The organism is Achromobacter pestifer (assembly GCF_902859625.1).
GTDB classification, from domain to species: Bacteria; Pseudomonadota; Gammaproteobacteria; order Burkholderiales; family Burkholderiaceae_B; genus Achromobacter; species Achromobacter pestifer.
Genome location: NZ_CADIJX010000003.1, coordinates 719205 through 734181 on the forward strand (window position 1 = coordinate 719205; position 14977 = coordinate 734181).

General features: G+C 62.4%; 13 protein-coding genes and 1 pseudogene. 7 read left to right on the top strand and 7 right to left on the bottom strand.

Features of this window, described 5'->3' with window-relative positions; translation table 11 throughout:
- Nucleotides 1-26: 26 nt before the first annotated feature.
- A complete protein-coding gene (locus tag HV753_RS14855) occupies nucleotides 27-1106 on the top strand; it encodes a sensor histidine kinase (RefSeq protein ID WP_175175241.1) in 1080 nt (359 codons plus the stop codon).
- Between the two features lie 76 nt (nucleotides 1107-1182).
- On the opposite strand, the gene HV753_RS14860 is transcribed toward HV753_RS14855, so the two are convergent.
- Nucleotides 1183-1569 (bottom strand): VOC family protein, encoded by a 387-nt coding sequence (locus tag HV753_RS14860; RefSeq protein WP_175175242.1) that lies wholly within the window; start codon nucleotides 1567-1569, stop codon nucleotides 1183-1185.
- Nucleotides 1570-1902: 333 nt separating this feature from the next.
- Here HV753_RS14860 and HV753_RS14865 point away from each other — a divergent pair, with 333 nt between their 5' ends.
- A complete protein-coding gene (locus tag HV753_RS14865) occupies nucleotides 1903-3207 on the top strand; it encodes a pyridoxal phosphate-dependent aminotransferase (RefSeq protein WP_175175243.1) in 1305 nt (434 codons plus the stop codon).
- Nucleotides 3208-3255: 48 nt separating this feature from the next.
- On the opposite strand, the gene HV753_RS14870 is transcribed toward HV753_RS14865, so the two are convergent.
- The 6 genes and pseudogenes from HV753_RS14870 to HV753_RS14895 all read right to left on the bottom strand — a co-directional run.
- On the bottom strand, nucleotides 3256-3978 hold the full coding sequence (locus tag HV753_RS14870; RefSeq protein WP_175175244.1) for an ABC transporter ATP-binding protein: 723 nt from the start codon (nucleotides 3976-3978) through the stop codon (nucleotides 3256-3258).
- The gene (locus HV753_RS14875; protein WP_175175245.1) at nucleotides 3975-4709 is read right to left on the bottom strand and encodes an ABC transporter ATP-binding protein; all 735 of its coding nucleotides are present in this window, start codon (nucleotides 4707-4709) and stop codon (nucleotides 3975-3977) included. Before HV753_RS14875 ends, HV753_RS14870 begins: the two co-directional genes overlap by 4 nt.
- On the bottom strand, nucleotides 4706-5653 hold the full coding sequence (locus HV753_RS14880) for a branched-chain amino acid ABC transporter permease (protein WP_175175246.1): 948 nt from the start codon (nucleotides 5651-5653) through the stop codon (nucleotides 4706-4708). Before HV753_RS14880 ends, HV753_RS14875 begins: the two co-directional genes overlap by 4 nt.
- Nucleotides 5650-6513, bottom strand: a complete 864-nt coding sequence (locus HV753_RS14885; RefSeq protein WP_175175247.1) for a branched-chain amino acid ABC transporter permease — start codon at nucleotides 6511-6513, stop codon at nucleotides 5650-5652. The genes HV753_RS14880 and HV753_RS14885 overlap by 4 nt, the downstream gene beginning before the upstream one ends.
- 30 nt (nucleotides 6514-6543) lie before the next feature.
- Nucleotides 6544-7752, bottom strand: a complete 1209-nt coding sequence (locus HV753_RS14890; protein ID WP_175175248.1) for an amino acid ABC transporter substrate-binding protein — start codon at nucleotides 7750-7752, stop codon at nucleotides 6544-6546.
- A 256-nt stretch (nucleotides 7753-8008) separates the two neighbouring features.
- Nucleotides 8009-8272 (bottom strand): annotated as a pseudogene (locus tag HV753_RS14895) (LysR family transcriptional regulator); the annotation flags it as partial.
- A 101-nt stretch (nucleotides 8273-8373) separates the two neighbouring features.
- Here HV753_RS14895 and metE point away from each other — a divergent pair.
- The 5 genes from metE (at nucleotide 8374) to HV753_RS14920 (ending at nucleotide 14977) form a co-directional block, all read left to right on the top strand.
- Nucleotides 8374-10677: a 5-methyltetrahydropteroyltriglutamate--homocysteine S-methyltransferase gene (gene metE, locus HV753_RS14900; RefSeq protein ID WP_425485895.1), complete on the top strand. Its 2304-nt coding sequence runs from the start codon at nucleotides 8374-8376 to the stop codon at nucleotides 10675-10677.
- A 388-nt stretch (nucleotides 10678-11065) separates the two neighbouring features.
- Nucleotides 11066-12112: a hypothetical protein gene (locus tag HV753_RS14905; protein WP_175175250.1), complete on the top strand. Its 1047-nt coding sequence runs from the start codon at nucleotides 11066-11068 to the stop codon at nucleotides 12110-12112.
- A 240-nt stretch (nucleotides 12113-12352) separates the two neighbouring features.
- Nucleotides 12353-13060, top strand: a complete 708-nt coding sequence (locus tag HV753_RS14910; RefSeq protein ID WP_246288278.1) for a carbonic anhydrase — start codon at nucleotides 12353-12355, stop codon at nucleotides 13058-13060.
- Nucleotides 13061-13162: 102 nt separating this feature from the next.
- Nucleotides 13163-14293 (top strand): CaiB/BaiF CoA transferase family protein, encoded by a 1131-nt coding sequence (locus tag HV753_RS14915; RefSeq protein ID WP_175175252.1) that lies wholly within the window; start codon nucleotides 13163-13165, stop codon nucleotides 14291-14293.
- Nucleotides 14294-14335: 42 nt separating this feature from the next.
- On the top strand, nucleotides 14336-14977 hold the full coding sequence (locus HV753_RS14920; RefSeq protein ID WP_175175253.1) for a TetR-type transcription factor C-terminal domain-containing protein: 642 nt from the start codon (nucleotides 14336-14338) through the stop codon (nucleotides 14975-14977).

Consider the following 14977-nt stretch of genomic DNA (forward strand, 5'->3'; position numbering starts at 1 on the left):
AGGGCCTTTCCGAAGGGGGCGCGTCCATGATGTTCACATCCGTCAGCCAGGGGCTCAGCCAAGGGGAGTCCTCGTCGGGCTTCTGGCGCGCTCAGATCGTCGGGTGGATCTTTCTTGCGCTCGTTGGCTATTCCATCCGCCTGGCGGTGTTCGGCAATGCCGTCGCGGCTTTCTGGCTCACGTTGGCGCTGGAGCCGGTGGCGTTCGTCCTGACCAGCGCGGGCGCCGTGCTGCATGGCCGCCGGTCGGGCAAGGGCGACGCGCCCATCCTGGTGCTGGCCTGCGCGGTACTGCTGTGCCTGGCCGCGTCGGCGCTGCTGGGCTCGATCGCCTACGCCATCCATCACCTGTTCCCGCCGGGATCAATCCGGGTACTGCCGGGCAATCAGTATCGGCTGGGCTTCATCTACTACATGGGGATACTCTCCATCTGGACGCTGATCTACTTCGGCGTGTCGGCGGAGCTATCCGCGCGCACTGAACGCATGTCCAAGATGAAGGCCGAGACCCGATCCCTGCAACTGGAGCTGGAGCATCTACAGCGGCAGATAGAGCCTCATTTTCTCTTCAACTCGCTCAACACCATCGTCGCGGAGATCGCCGAGCGCCCCGCCATTGCCGAAGAGATGACGCGCCGCCTGGCCAACTACCTGCGCTACTCGCTGGATCGGCGCGGGCGCGGGCTGAGCCGGCTGGAAGAGGAGATCGAGGCCGCCCAGGCCTATATACGCATACAGGCCCTGCGCTTTGACAAGCAGCTTGAGTACCAATGCCAGATCGACCCGGCCACGTTGCAGATCAACATTCCCCATATGACGCTGCAAGGGTTGGCGGAAAATGCGGTCAAGCACGGCATGCGGGCGGAACATGACCGATTCCTGATCCACATCCGTACCCGCCTTCAGGGCGACGAGCTGATCATCGAGGTGGACAACCCGGGCCAGTTGCAGGCGCCGTTCGATCTCGTCGAGAGCGGCGGCGGGTTGGGCAATCTCTGCCGCCGCCTGGCCTTGCGGTACGCCGACAGATACGAGTTCTCGCTGGATCAGCGTGGCGACCGAACCGTGGCCGAGGTCAGGCTGAGAGGGAACCCGTTGGTGCTGTAGCGGGCGTGATAGGGCTGGGATGAGGCAGCCGGCTGCTCGGCCACCACGCTGTCCCGCCCCAAGGGGTGCAATGCGATCAGGCGGGGCGGTGGTACACCGCTTCCACGTTGTATCCGTCGGGGTCCAAGATGAAGGCGCCGTAATAGTGCGGGTGATATTGCGGGCGAATGCCAGGCACGCCGTTATCGCTACCGCCGCCCGCCAGCGCCGCCCGGTGGAAGGCGTCGACCTCGGCACGGCTGCGGGCCCGAAAGGCCACATGCACGCGCGGGGTGCTGGGCGTGCCCTGGTGAATCCAGAATTCGCCGCCCGGGTCGCCGGCGTCGTCGGGCTCGCCTACGCCGAAGCCCATGCCGGTGGGCAACTGTTTGCGTGCGACATAACCCAACGCCGCAAGCGCGCTCAGGTAGAACGCCCGGCTGCGCTCAAAGTCGCTCACGTGAATCTCGATATGGTCCAACATGCTTGGCTCCTGCGGAAGGCGGCCGCGGAAGGCCGGGCAGACCAGCATAGGTCAACTGGGCTGGCAGGGGGCTTCGAATTGCAACGAAGGCCATACGCAACGAATCCCACCTTATCCAAGGTGTCAGACTGGACTAGCTCAGACCGCATTTGTTGCAGGTTCCTCCCCGGGAAACGCGCCAGGACCCCATGGCGGAGAGGCGTGGCGGCCAGGCAACCTTCCGCGCGCAGACCCCGCCTGACAGTTATTATTGGTCTTCAGCCGGTAATGGGGGGCGCCGATCTCTGAATGCGCCAGACCTTGCGAGGCAGGAATTTCACTGAAAAGACGTCTATGAAGACCATAAAAAAATCGAGCAAGCTGGCTCACGTCCTATACGACATCCGTGGTCCCATCATGGATCGGGCCAAGCAGATGGAAGACGAAGGCCAGCAGCTCATCAAGCTCAATATCGGCAATCTGGCCGTGTTCGGCTTCGATGCCCCCGAGGAAGTCCAGCAGGACATGGCCCGTAACCTGCCCAATTCGGCTGGTTATTCGGACAGCAAGGGGATCTTCGCCGCGCGCAAGGCGGTCATGCATTACAGCCAGCAGCAGGGCGTGCAAGGCGTGACGCTGGAAGACGTCTACCTGGGCAACGGCGCGTCCGACCTGATCGCGATGGCGACCAACGCCTTGCTCGACGACGGCGACGAACTGCTGCTGCCCACGCCCGACTACCCGCTGTGGACGGCGGTGACGAGTCTGTCGGGGGGCAAGCCCGTGCATTACCTCTGCGACGAGGCCAATGGCTGGATTCCCGACCTGGACGACATGCGTGCGAAGATCACGCCGCGTACCAAGGGCATCGTGGTGATCAACCCGAACAACCCGACCGGTGTGCTCTATCCCGATCACGTGTTGCAGGAAATCATCGCCCTCGCGCGCGAACACGGGCTGGTCATCCTGGCCGACGAGGTGTACGACAAGGTCTTGTACGACGACGTCCAGCACACCGCGATGGCGAGCCTGTCGACCGACGTGCTCACGCTGACCTTCAACTCGCTGTCCAAGAGCTACCGCGCGTGCGGCTACCGCGCGGGCTGGCTGGTGGTCTCGGGCGACAAGAACAGTGCCCGCGATTACATCGAAGGCCTGACCATGCTGGCCAACATGCGGCTGTGTGCCAACGTGCCGGGCCAGTGGGCCATCCAGACGGCGTTGGGCGGCTACCAGAGCATCAACGATCTGGTGTGCGAGGGCGGCCGGCTGCGCCGTCAGCGCGACTTGGCCTACGAACTGATCACCGCCATTCCGGGTGTCACTTGCGTCAAGCCGCAGGCCGCGCTTTACATGTTCCCGCGGCTGGACCCCGAGGTATATCCCATCGAGGACGACCGCCAGTTCTTCCTGCAACTTCTTGAAGCCACGCGGGTGATGCTGGTGCAAGGCACGGGGTTCAACTGGTCGCGCCCGGATCATTTCCGGATCGTTTTCCTGCCGCACGAACCGGACCTGCGGGTGGCCATTGGCCGAATCGCCAAGTTCCTCGAAGACTACCGCGCCAAGCATGGCAAGAATATGCCGGCTGCGCTTGATGGCGAACCCTCAAAGAGCGCTGCCGTTTCGCCAGTCGAGCTTGCGGCGAACATCGGCTAGATGACAGCCAGCCCGAGCGGGCCTTCGGTTGCGGCTTCAGCGTAGTACCTAAACCCCCAAGTACGCTTGCCGTACTTTGGGGTCGGTCAGCAGCGATTGCGCGGGGCCGCCGTGCACGATGCGGCCGGTCTCCATGACGTAACCGCGGTCGGCGGCAGATAGCGCCAGATGGATGTCCTGCTCAACCAGCAGTACCGTGACGCCTTCGCGCTGGATGTCGGCCAGCACGCCCATGAGTTGCTCGACCACCACCGGCGCCAGGCCCAGGCTCATTTCATCGATCATCATGAGCACCGGCGCGGCCATCAGCGCGCGCGCCATGGCGCACATCTGCTGCTCGCCACCCGACATGCTGCCAGCCAGCTGTTGACGCCTTTCGGCTAGCCGGGGAAAGAAGCCATAGACCTTGTCCAGGCTGCGCGCGATGGCCGCCTTGTCGCTGCGCCGATAGGCTCCCATCAGCAGATTGTCCTGCACCGTCATGCGATCAAACAGTTGCCGTCCCTCCGGCACTTGCACCATGCCGCAGGCGAAGGCCTGGTCCGGCGCGGCCTGCGACAACTGGCGGCCGTCCATCACGATGCTGCCTGTGCAGGGAAGTACGCGCGATAGCGCTCGCAGCAGCGTGGTCTTGCCCGCCCCGTTGCTGCCGACCAGCGCCACGATCTCGGCGCGTCGCACTTCCAGCGATATGTCGTGCAGCACAGCCAGTTCGCCGTAGCCGGCGCTCAGGCCTTCCACCTTCAGCAGCGGGGCGGCGGCGTCGCTCATGCGCGCGCCTTTCCAAGGTAGGCCTGCACCACTTCCGCATTGGCCAGGACCTCGTCGGGGGCGCCGTCCGCGATCTTCTCGCCATGGTGCAGTACCAGTAGCCGATCCGACAGGCTCTTGATGGCCTTGATGACGTGCTCGATCACTAGCACGCTGATCCCGGTTGCGCGCACCTTGCGGATGACCTCGATGACTTCATCGATCTCAACCAGATTCAGTCCGGCCATGACTTCGTCACATAGCAGCACCTTTGGCTGCATGGCCAGCGCCTTTGCCAGTTCCAGACGCTTGCGGCCCGGGCCGCCCAGTTCCTCGGCCCGCTGGCCGGCGGCGCGGCCCAGGCCAACGAAATCCAGGCAGGCGCGAGCCTGTTCGCGCGCTTGAGCCAATTTGGGTTGACCGCCTTCACGGCCGAACAGCGCGCCGACCGCCACGTTGTCCAAGACCGACAGGCCGGGAAAAGGCCGCATGATCTGGAACGTGCGGCCGATGCCCAGGCGGGCCCGCCGGTAGGCAGGCAGCTGGGTGATCGGCTTGTCTTGGAAGAGGATCTCGCCTTGCGTGGGCGCCAGCGTGCCGCTGATCAGGCTGATCAATGTGGTCTTGCCGGCGCCGTTGGGGCCGATCAGGCCCAGGATCTCGCCTTCGGCCAGCGTGAAGCTGACGTCGCTGACGGCCACCAGGCCCGCGAAGCGCCGCGTCACATTGCGTATGTCCAGGATGGCGGTCATAGCCTGTGCGCCCGGATGTTCTCGATGAAGTAACGCCAGCCCGACTTTCGGAAGCGGCGCAACAGATCCGCCAGTCCGCGGGGCATCAGCACCACTGCGGCAACGATGACCACGCCAAAGAACAGGCCGGCGGCGCTGGTGATTTCGCTGGAAAGAAGCTCCGATATCGCCGACAGGGAAAAGGCGCCCGCGATCGGGCCAAGAACGGTGCCCGCCCCGCCAAACACCGCCATGATGATCATCTTGACGTTCAGGCTGATGTCGAAGGCGCTGTCCGGGTCCAGGAAGGTGATCCAGTACGCATGGATGCCGCCGGCCAAGGCGCTGAACACACCTGATATCGCAAAAGCCGCGACCTTGTAGAGCGTGGTGTTCACCCCCATGACAGCCGCGCCTTCCTCATTTTCCCGGATCGCGATCAGGCCAAAGCCGAATTTGCTGCGCGTCAGCCACGCGACGGTCAGCGTGGCCAGCACCAGCAGGCCCAGCGCCAATTCGTAGAACAGCGGATCGTTATTGAGCGGCGGCAATACCAGCCCGATGTTCTGGCCGGCCAGCTTGACGTTGGAGACGATAGCCGTCATGACCTGCGCCAGCGCGAGCGTGGCGATGGCGAAGTAGTGGCCGCGCAACCGTAGCACCGGCAAGCCCAGCAGCACCGCGAAGGCCACCGCCAGCACGACGCCCAGCGCCAAGCCCACGGCGAAGGGCAATTCCCACTGCACCATGGCGATCGCCACGCCGTAGCTGCCCAGTCCGTAAAAGACGGAATTGCCGAAGGAGGCATAGCCGGCGTATCCGCCGATGATGTTCCAACCCTGCGCCAGCACGGCAAGCAACAGCGTGTTGATGCCGAACTGCACCAGTACGTCCGAGCCGTACCAGGGCACGCCGGCCAGCGCGGCGACGCCCAGCAGGATGAGGATCGCGCGCGGCGTGGTCATGCCGTCTTTCCCAACAGACCGCTGGGGCGCAGAAACAGCACCAGCACCAGAATGCCGAAACTGGCGACATCGGCGAACGTCGGGCCGATGTACAGGGTGGTGAGCGATTCGACGATACCCAGGAACAGCCCGCCCACCATGACGCCCAGCGGGTTATCCAGCCCGCCGATGATGGAAATGGCGAAGCACTTCGCGGTCAAGGTCGCCCCGATGTAGGGGTTGATCTGCGAGACGGTTCCGTACAGTCCGCCGGCCGCGCCCGCCAACGCCAGCCCCAGCCCGAACGTGACGGCATAGAGATGGCGCGGTTCTACGCCGTAGAGCCTGGCCGCCACCAGGTTCTGCGCGGTGGCACGGATGGCGCGGCCCAGGCGGCTATGCAGCAGGAACAGCCACATGCCCAGGGTAAGCGCCAGCGCCACGCCAAAGGCCGCCAGCCGCGCCACCGGCAGCGTGACGGGGCCGAAGGCGTAGCTGTCGCCCGCGTAGGGCGGATTGATGGTGCGAAAGTCAGCCGAGAATGCCAATTGCGCCAGATAGGTCAGCACCACTTCCAGGCCGAACGTGATGAGCAGCGTATTGAACATGGGCGCCCGCACCACCAGGTTCAAGAGTCCGCGTTGCAGCGCGTAGCCCAGTGCGAACATGGCCACGGCGGTCAGTGGCAGCCCCAGAAAGGGGTCTATGCGCAAATCGGCGTACAGATACCAGGACGCATAGGCGCCCAGCATGATGAAGGCGCCATGGGCCAGGTTGACGATGTTCAACACGCCCCACACCAGCGCCAAGCCTTGCGCCATCACCGCGTACAGGCCGCCCAGCAGGATGCCGTTGACAAGGATTTGCGCCAGCAGGTCCATATCGCGCCTCCGGAAGCCGCAGGCGGGCGCTTAGCGCGCGTTCCAGGCAGGCATGGGGTACTTGGGCTGCGTGATGAAGCCTTTGGCCCCGTAGATCTCGGCCAGCTTGTCGGCTTGCACCTGTATCACCACCTGCGGCAAGTCAATTTGCCCCTGGGCGTTGAAGGCGATAGGGCCGTAAAGACTGTCGAACTTGGACGAGGCCAAGGCATCGCGCACTTTCTGCGGGTTCACGCTGCCGGCGGTTTCCATGGCCACCGCCAACGCTTCCACATCGGCGACACCCGAGGCCGCGTGATAGTCAGGGTCGTAGCCGTACTTGGCCTTGTAGGCCTGGGCAAACTGCTCTGCATCGCCGAACCAGCGGTCCTTGAGCGCGGCAGAGGGCAGCCAGGCCGTCATGCCGAAGGCGTAGTCTGCGTCGCGGCCAAGCGCGCGGCGGAAGTCCTCGGACGGCACGCCGACCGTGAATGAATACATCTTGGGTGCGACGGCCAGGCTCTTGGCCTGACGCACGAAATTCAAGATCTCCGTCTCGTGGCCCGCCACCAGCACGACGTCCACGTTCTTGCTTTTGATCTGCGACAGCAGCGAATTGAAGTCGGTGGCATTGGTGCTGTAGCGTTCGTCCATCGCCACTTGCAACCCTGCGGACTTCAATAGCGGACGGGTGCCGTCGGCCACCGACACGTCGAATGCGTCATCCGCGTACAGCAGCGCCACGCTGGCAGGCACGGGCTTGAGCGCCTTGAGCATATCCACCGTGCTGCCGAAGTAATTGCTTGCCGGCGCCAGCGTGCCGAAGATGTATTTGAATTTGCGCGAGAAGATCTGATCGGAAGCGCCGCCTCCCTGGACCATGGGGACTTTGTACTTTTCGGAAACCGCGGAGTCCGCCAGCGCGAAGTTGCTGGCAAAGGGGCCAAGCAGCAGGTTGACCTTGTCTTGCGTGACCAGTTGCGTGTATTGCCGCACGCTCAGGTTGACGTCGGACTGGTTGTCGTAAATCTTGAGCGCCAGCTTGTGGGAAACGCCACCGATCTTCACGCCGCCCGAGGCGTTTATCTTCTCTACCGCCATCTGGTAGGCGTCGCGATAGTAGCGTCCGGTGTTGGCGACGGGGCCAGTAAGCTGAATAGAGGCGCCCAATACGACGTCAGGCGCTTCAGCCGCCGCCGATGCGCTTCCATACAGGACGAGCGCCAAGGCGGGAAGGGTACGCAATAGTCTCCGAGACATGATGTTGTCTCCTATAGGTTCTTCTTCCGCTGATTTTCGACCTATGCGTTGACGTTAACCTGAACCTGAATACAAGGCGCAAAGGCCCTGGGAGTCATGCAATGCTGCGACGTGAGCCCGCGTCGGTGAGGGCGGACACGAGCATCTTCAACCCGTGTTATTGCGCGTAGCGATGCGCGAGCGCCGAGTCGATGAACGCGCGTAGATAATCGATATCGCCATCGGCCTCGCGAGTGCCAAGGAGAATCTGTTTGGCGATGCCCGTGTTGTATAGCGGATCGGGTGTCACCAGCATTCGATCTCGTAGCCGAACAATGCGCCAATGCCGCCGAACTGGAATTTCTGTTTGACGTCCACGTCGACGGCCGGCCTTGGGGCAAGGTAAGGCGAGACGATTTCAAGCAGCCACTGATGGCACGGGATCGCCAACAGGTATTCGCCAGCCTGGGTCGCCAGCGGCGGTCAACGAGCCAAATTCGTCAACGGCGCGAATGATCGCAAGGTGGATACGTTCGAGAATGGCCGTTCATGAACAAAATTCATTGAATAATTAGAAATTACCATTTTCATTCATGCGTCCATGTCGATACGATGCATTAACCCTATTCAAAATCGACAAGGATGGTCGTCGTGGCACGCTTTCATAATCTCGGTTTCCCCCGCATCGGCGCAAAACGCGAACTGAAGTTCGCCCTTGAATCCTATTGGAAGGGCCAGTCCAGCCGTGATGAGCTCAAGACCGTTGGCGCGGATCAGCGCAAGATCAACTGGGCGCTGCAATCGAATCTGGATCTGGTGCCGGTCGGTGATTTTGCGTTCTACGACCAAGTGCTCGACATGAGCTTCACCTTGGGCAACCTGCCCAATCGTGTGCAAGGTTTCCATGGCGATGCGCTGGACAACTACTTCCGCGTGGCACGGGGCCGTTCGGCTCAAGGCGCCGAAGAGCACGCCGGTTGTTGCGGCGGCGTGGCCGCGGGCGAAATGACCAAGTGGTTCGATACCAACTATCACTACATCGTTCCGGAATTCAAGGCCGACACCGCCTTCAATCTGGATGCATCGCGCCTGCTGGAACAGTTGACCGAAGCCAAGGCGCAAGGGGTGAAGGCCAAGCCGGTGATCATCGGCCCGGTGACTTACCTGGCGCTGGGCAAGGCCAAGGATGAGTCCGACAAGCTGGCCTTGCTTGACCGTTTGCTGCCGGTCTATGTGGAGTTGCTGAACAAGCTTGCCGCCGAAGGCGTGGAGTGGGTGCAGATCGACGAGCCCATCCTGGTGACCGAACTGGAAGCCGGTTGGGATGCGGCTTTCAAGAAGGCCTATCAGGCGCTGAACACGGGCAAGATCAAACTGCTGCTTGCTACCTATTTTGGCCAGTTGCAGAGCAATCTGCCGCTGGTGGCTGGCCTGCCGGTTCAGGGCGTGCACCTGGACGCCATCAATGCTCGTGAAGAAGTCGACGCGCTGATTGCCAAGCTGCCGGCGCAGACCGTGATCTCGCTGGGCGTGATCAACGGCCGCAATATCTGGAAGACCGATCTGACCGCCGTGCTGAACTGGCTTGAGCCGGTGGCCAAGCAACTGGGCGATCGCCTGTGGGTGGCCCCGTCGTGCTCGCTGCTGCATGTGCCGGTTGATCTGGACAGCGAACAGAAGCTGGATGGCGAGGTCAAGTCGTGGTTGTCGTATGCGAAGCAAAAGCTGGGCGAACTGACGGTGCTGGAGAAGGCGCTGAATCAGGGTCGCGATGCCGTGAAGGCCGAACTGGCCGACAACGCCGCTGCGGTTGAAGCCCGCCGCAACTCGCCGCGCGTGAACAATCCGGCCGTGAAGGCCGCGATTGCCAAGCTGGACGCCAAGCTTGGCCAGCGCAAGAATCCGTACGCCGAACGTGCCGCCAAGCAGGCTGAACTGCTGAAGCTGCCGGCGTTCCCGACCACCACCATCGGTTCGTTCCCGCAGACCGCCGAGATTCGCCACGCCCGTAGCGAATTCAAGGCAGGCCGCCTGGACGACGCAGGCTACAAGACGGCCATGCAGGCCGAGATCGCCCGCTGCGTGAAGGAACAGGAAGCCCTGGATCTGGACGTGTTCGTGCACGGCGAAGCCGAGCGTAACGACATGGTCGAGTACTTCGGTGAGCAACTGGATGGCTACGCCTTCAGCCAATTCGGTTGGGTGCAGTCCTATGGTTCGCGTTGCGTGAAGCCGCCGATCCTGTTTGGCGACATCAGTCGTCCCAAGGCCATGACCGTCGAATGGATCAAGTACGCTCAATCGCTGACGGCCAAGCCCATGAAGGGCATGTTGACCGGCCCGGTCACCATCCTGAACTGGTCGTTCGTGCGTGACGATCAGCCGCGTTCGGTGTCGTGCTACCAGTTGGCGCTGGCAATCCGCGAAGAAGTGCTGGACCTGGAAAAGGCCGGCATCAGCGTGATCCAGATCGACGAAGCCGCGTTGCGCGAAGGCCTGCCGTTGCGCAAGGCGCAGTGGCAAGAGTATCTGGATTGGGCCGTGGAATCGTTCCGCATCACCGCCAATGGCGTGACCGACGAAACCCAGATCCACACCCACATGTGCTATTCAGAGTTCAACGACATCATCAAGTCGATCGCCGACATGGATGCTGACGTGATCACCATTGAAACCAGCCGCTCGGACATGGAGCTGCTCGACGCCTTCAAGAGCTTCGAGTATCCCAACGACATCGGCCCGGGCGTGTACGACATCCATTCGCCGAACATCCCGAATGAAGAGTACATGGTGAAACTGATGAAGCTGGCCGCCGAACGTGTGCCTGCCGAGCGCCTGTGGGTGAACCCCGATTGCGGCCTGAAGACCCGCCAATGGAGCGAAGTGCTGCCTGCGCTGACCAACATGGTCAAGGCGGCCAAGGCTCTGCGCGCCACGGCGAACTGATCCCGCCCGCCGCGTCTTGCACGCAAGAGCACCCTGACGCCTCATGGCATCAGGGTGTTTTTTTGTGCCGCCGTCAGCTGTCGTGGATACTCGCCACCTTGGGCCCCCGCCCTGGGAAACCCGAAACAAACGCAACAATAGTTTTCTGCTTCGCTGGCACGGCCGTGGCGGGCATTGTCGTGCGTCAGCAGGGGCGCATGGCTACAACCCGCGCCATTACTGGCGCTTCGGCCATGATTCGGATGGCCAGGCATGGGCAGGTCAGCCGCGATGCGGGCGGTCCTGCCTTGCGCGTGTTTCAGCGCCGTATGTGGCCGTTGCGATCCGGCCCTGATTCAGTAGCATGCGCGGTCAATCTTCCATTCCCGCCCCGCACAAGGACCGATCCATGACTTTGCCGCGACCCCGACTTGCGTTGTCCGCCTTGGCCCTTTCGCTTGCCCTGTCGGGATGTGCCACCAATTCGTTCATGAGCGACGAGGGCACCCGGGATGATCCGCGCTATTCGCAACTGCTGGATTTGATCGACGAAGCGCTCAAGTCCGACATGGCGGTGGTGTTGGTGGCTGACCTGACGCCGCATCCCACGCTGGGCGATGCGATAGCCATGACGCAGTACACGTCGCGCGTGATTTGGATGCACTCAGAGGCGCCGCAGGTGACCTTCAGCCGCGGCTTCCAGACTAATTCGCTGCAAAAGGACACCACGACCCACTTGTTCCGGGCGTTCGAGGTTCATATCCTGCCACCGGGAAAGTATCTGCTGACCGGCGGTGATGATTACCAACTGAACGCGCTGCTGGATCAGGTCGGAGCCAAGAGCGGCGCGGTTGGCTCGGGCCGTGGCGCCAACGGCACGTCCTATCTGTCGCCCGAGCTCTATCGCGAGTTCTACAAGCAGACCAATTGGCACGACGCCAGCCAAGTCACCGAGACCAAGACACGCACGGTTTGCACTGCCGTGCATGTGGCCTCGGGCGCCTGCGTGAGCCAAGGGCAGCAGCAATACAGCGAGACCAGGCAGACGGGATCAGCAGGCTATCGCGAGGATACGAAGTATCGCGACATTCCTGCCATCAAGGTGCAGTCACGCATTCCGCCCAAGCAGGCGCTGGCGAGCTTCACGCTCAAGAGCGGTCAGTTGGTGCTGAGTCAGCGCATGCATCTGAAGACGCCGAGCTACAAGTATCAGCAATCGGGTTGCCGCGCGGTCGAGTCCAAGATGATCGAGTGCCCGCTGGAAAACATGACGGTCTACACCCGCCCGGCGCCCATGGAGTATTCGAAGAAACTTATCTCCCTGCGCAAGAACGTCAGCGCGGAACACCAGCAGTTGCTGTCCAGGCTTGAACCCATGCAGATTACGCCGCTGGGCAAGCAAGGCATGGAAGACCCGATCTGGGGTGTTCCCGTGTCCTTGCGTCAGCGCAAGTAAGCGGGCTGCCTGGCGAATGGGGTGCTGCAAATAGGGTGTCAGGCTACTAGTTTCCGGCTAGGGCGAATTGGCAGCCTGGCACCCTGAGTTCTCATCCATGACGTTTGTTGCTGCTGCGTGGCTTTGCGCGCAGAATCCCTGAACGCGGTCTCCCCGCGCAGCAATCTGCCGTGCACGCTGTCTTTCAGGAGAGCAGCCATGTGTTCAATATGCAGACTCCGTTTCCCCGGAACGGATAGCGTGTCCACGTCCAGACGCTCGATGCTGGGGGCTTTGGGAACTGTTGCACTGGCCGGCACGGTGGGCATGTTTCCCCGGGCAAGTTTGGCGCAGGCCTACAAGCCCGCCAATGTGTTGACGCCTGACGACGCGCAAAAACGCCTGATGCAAGGCAACGAACGCTACGTCTCAAACCAGTCCTCCACGCCCAGGGATTTCGCCGCTACCCGCGGCGCGCTCGCCATGGGGCAGAACCCCTACGCCTGCATCCTGGGTTGCGCCGATTCACGGGTAAGCCCCGAGCTTTGCTTCGACGAAGCGGCGGGAGATCTGTTCGTCACGCGGGTGGCTGGCAACTACGTCACGAACGACATGCTTGCCAGCCTGGAATACGGCGTGGCCGTACTGAAGGCGCAATTCATCATGGTGCTGGGGCACACGAGCTGCGGCGCGGTCAGCGCCGCAGTCAGCGCATTCCAGAAAAATACGGCCTTTCCGGGCCACATACAAAGCATCGCCACCGCGCTGAAACCGGCGGTAATCGCGGCGTCGAAAAACGCGAATGGCGAAGCCCTGGTGGCCGCGGCCACCATCGAAAATATCAAGCAGAACGTGAAGCGCCTGCAAGAGTCCACGCCGATCCTTCGGAACCTGGTCAGAACCGGCAAGCTGAAGGTGGCGGGAGGGCTCTATCACCTGGATACCGGGCGGGTGGAGCCCATCAGCTGACGTCTGAATTAAGGGCAGCCCTGACACCACGGATCCAAGCCGCTTGCGAATTCAAATACTACGCGGTAGCATTAAAAAAATAATGCTGGATCGGAGACAAGCATGGCGCTGCCTTTGGAAGGGTTGTTGGTGATCGCTGTGGAGCAGGCCGCCGCAGCGCCGTATGCCTCGTCGCGGCTGGCGGATGCCGGAGCGCGCGTGATCAAGATCGAACGCGCGGCCGGGGATTTTGCGCGTGGCTACGACGCCGCCGTGATGGGCGACAGCACGTACTTCGTGTGGCTCAACCGCGGCAAGGAGTCCATCGTCCTGGATTTCGCGCAGCCAGAGGACATGGCGCTGTTGCGCTCGCTGATTCTTCAGGCCGACGTGCTGATCCAGAACCTGGGGCCAGGCGCCGCAACGCGCGCGGGCTTTGGCTGGCAGGAAATGCGTGCCGCCAATCCCCGCCTCATCACCTGCGATATCACCGGCTACGGCGAGACAGGCCCGTATGCAGGCATGCGCGCCTACGACCTGCTGGTTCAGGCTGAATCGGGCATTGCGTCGGTGACCGGCACGCCAGAGGCCCCTGGGCGCGTCGGTATTTCCGCCTGCGATATCGGCACCGGCATGTACGCGCATGCGGCCATTCTGGAGGCGTTGCTGCAACGTGAACGGACAGGGCAGGGCAGCGCGCTTCACGTGTCGCTGTTCGACGCGATGGCCGATTGGATGACGGTTCCCCTGCTGCACTACGACTATGCCGGCACGGTATGGCCGCGCGTGGGCTTGGGGCATCCGACCATCGCCCCGTATGGCGCATTTGCCTGCGGCGATGGGCAGCAGCTTTTGATCGGCGTCCAGAACGACGGTGAATGGCGCCGGTTTGCCTGCGACGTGCTGCGGCAGCCTGAATGGGCCGACGACGAACGCTACGGCAGTAATCAGGACCGGGTGCGGCACGCCGTGGAACTGAAAGCCGAGATTGAATCCGTGCTGGGCGAAATGGACCTGACCGAACTGCGGCGACGCTTGACGCAGGCGAAGATCGCTTATGCGTCCGTCAATGGCGTGAAGGAACTGTCAGCTCATCCCCATTTGCGGCGCACGGCGGTGCGCACCGCGCATGGCGAGGCGTCGATCGTGGCGCCGCCCGTCCAGGTGCGCGGCGAACCGCGCCAGCTTGGGGACGTACCGGCCATCGGTGCACATACCGAGGCTGTCCGCGCGGAATTCGGCGGCCGGGCCTAAGGGTAGAATTTCGCGTTTGTTTCTAGGCATCGCAAGGACACCATGGGACGGCCAAGCCTGATTGACAGTACGGAAGGGATTGAGAAGCGGCTCGCCATTCTCGATGCCGCCGCGTCCGTATTCATGAACCTGGGCTTTTCCGCCGCCTCGCTGGATGACATCAGCGAGGCGTATGGGGCCACCAAGGGCATCATTTATTACTACTACCGCAACAAGTCCGCGCTGTTCTTCGCCGTACAGCGGCGCGCGATGGAATTGACGCGCGAAGCCATCGAGCCGCATGCGCTTGCCGACGAGCGGCCTGCTGCCCGGTTGCGTCGCATGGCGCATGACCACACGCTGCTGATGATGGAACACTTGGCATATCTTCGCGTGGCTGCGCAGGGCCTGGAACTGCACCTGACGGGCCGCACCACGGCGTCCGAACGTGCAGAGCTGGAAGAAATCATCAAGCTGCGCGCAGCGAACGAAGCGCTGTACGTGCGCGTGATTGAAGCGGGCGTGCAGTCCGGCGATTTCCGTGCGATGGATCCCAAGCTGCTGGTCAAGCCGTTGCTGGGGGCATTGAACTGGACGTCACGCTGGTATCACCCGCGCAAGAACGAAACGGCGAAGGACCGCGAGCGTGTTGCCGATGAATTGGCCGGCTTCGCGGTCAGCGCGCTATTGCCGTATCCGCAGTAA

Coding starts and splice junctions, on each gene's coding strand:
- metE (WP_425485895.1), top strand. CDS start 8,374: ATGGTCGTCGTGGCACGCTTTCATAATCTCGGTTTCCCCCGCATCGGC.
- HV753_RS14860 (WP_175175242.1), bottom strand. CDS start 1,569: ATGTTGGACCATATCGAGATTCACGTGAGCGACTTTGAGCGCAGCCGG.
- HV753_RS14865 (WP_175175243.1), top strand. CDS start 1,903: ATGAAGACCATAAAAAAATCGAGCAAGCTGGCTCACGTCCTATACGAC.
- HV753_RS14905 (WP_175175250.1), top strand. CDS start 11,066: ATGACTTTGCCGCGACCCCGACTTGCGTTGTCCGCCTTGGCCCTTTCG.
- HV753_RS14875 (WP_175175245.1), bottom strand. CDS start 4,709: ATGACCGCCATCCTGGACATACGCAATGTGACGCGGCGCTTCGCGGGC.
- HV753_RS14885 (WP_175175247.1), bottom strand. CDS start 6,513: ATGGACCTGCTGGCGCAAATCCTTGTCAACGGCATCCTGCTGGGCGGC.
- HV753_RS14915 (WP_175175252.1), top strand. CDS start 13,163: ATGGCGCTGCCTTTGGAAGGGTTGTTGGTGATCGCTGTGGAGCAGGCC.
- HV753_RS14855 (WP_175175241.1), top strand. CDS start 27: ATGATGTTCACATCCGTCAGCCAGGGGCTCAGCCAAGGGGAGTCCTCG.
- HV753_RS14890 (WP_175175248.1), bottom strand. CDS start 7,752: ATGTCTCGGAGACTATTGCGTACCCTTCCCGCCTTGGCGCTCGTCCTG.
- HV753_RS14880 (WP_175175246.1), bottom strand. CDS start 5,653: ATGACCACGCCGCGCGCGATCCTCATCCTGCTGGGCGTCGCCGCGCTG.
- HV753_RS14920 (WP_175175253.1), top strand. CDS start 14,336: ATGGGACGGCCAAGCCTGATTGACAGTACGGAAGGGATTGAGAAGCGG.
- HV753_RS14870 (WP_175175244.1), bottom strand. CDS start 3,978: ATGAGCGACGCCGCCGCCCCGCTGCTGAAGGTGGAAGGCCTGAGCGCC.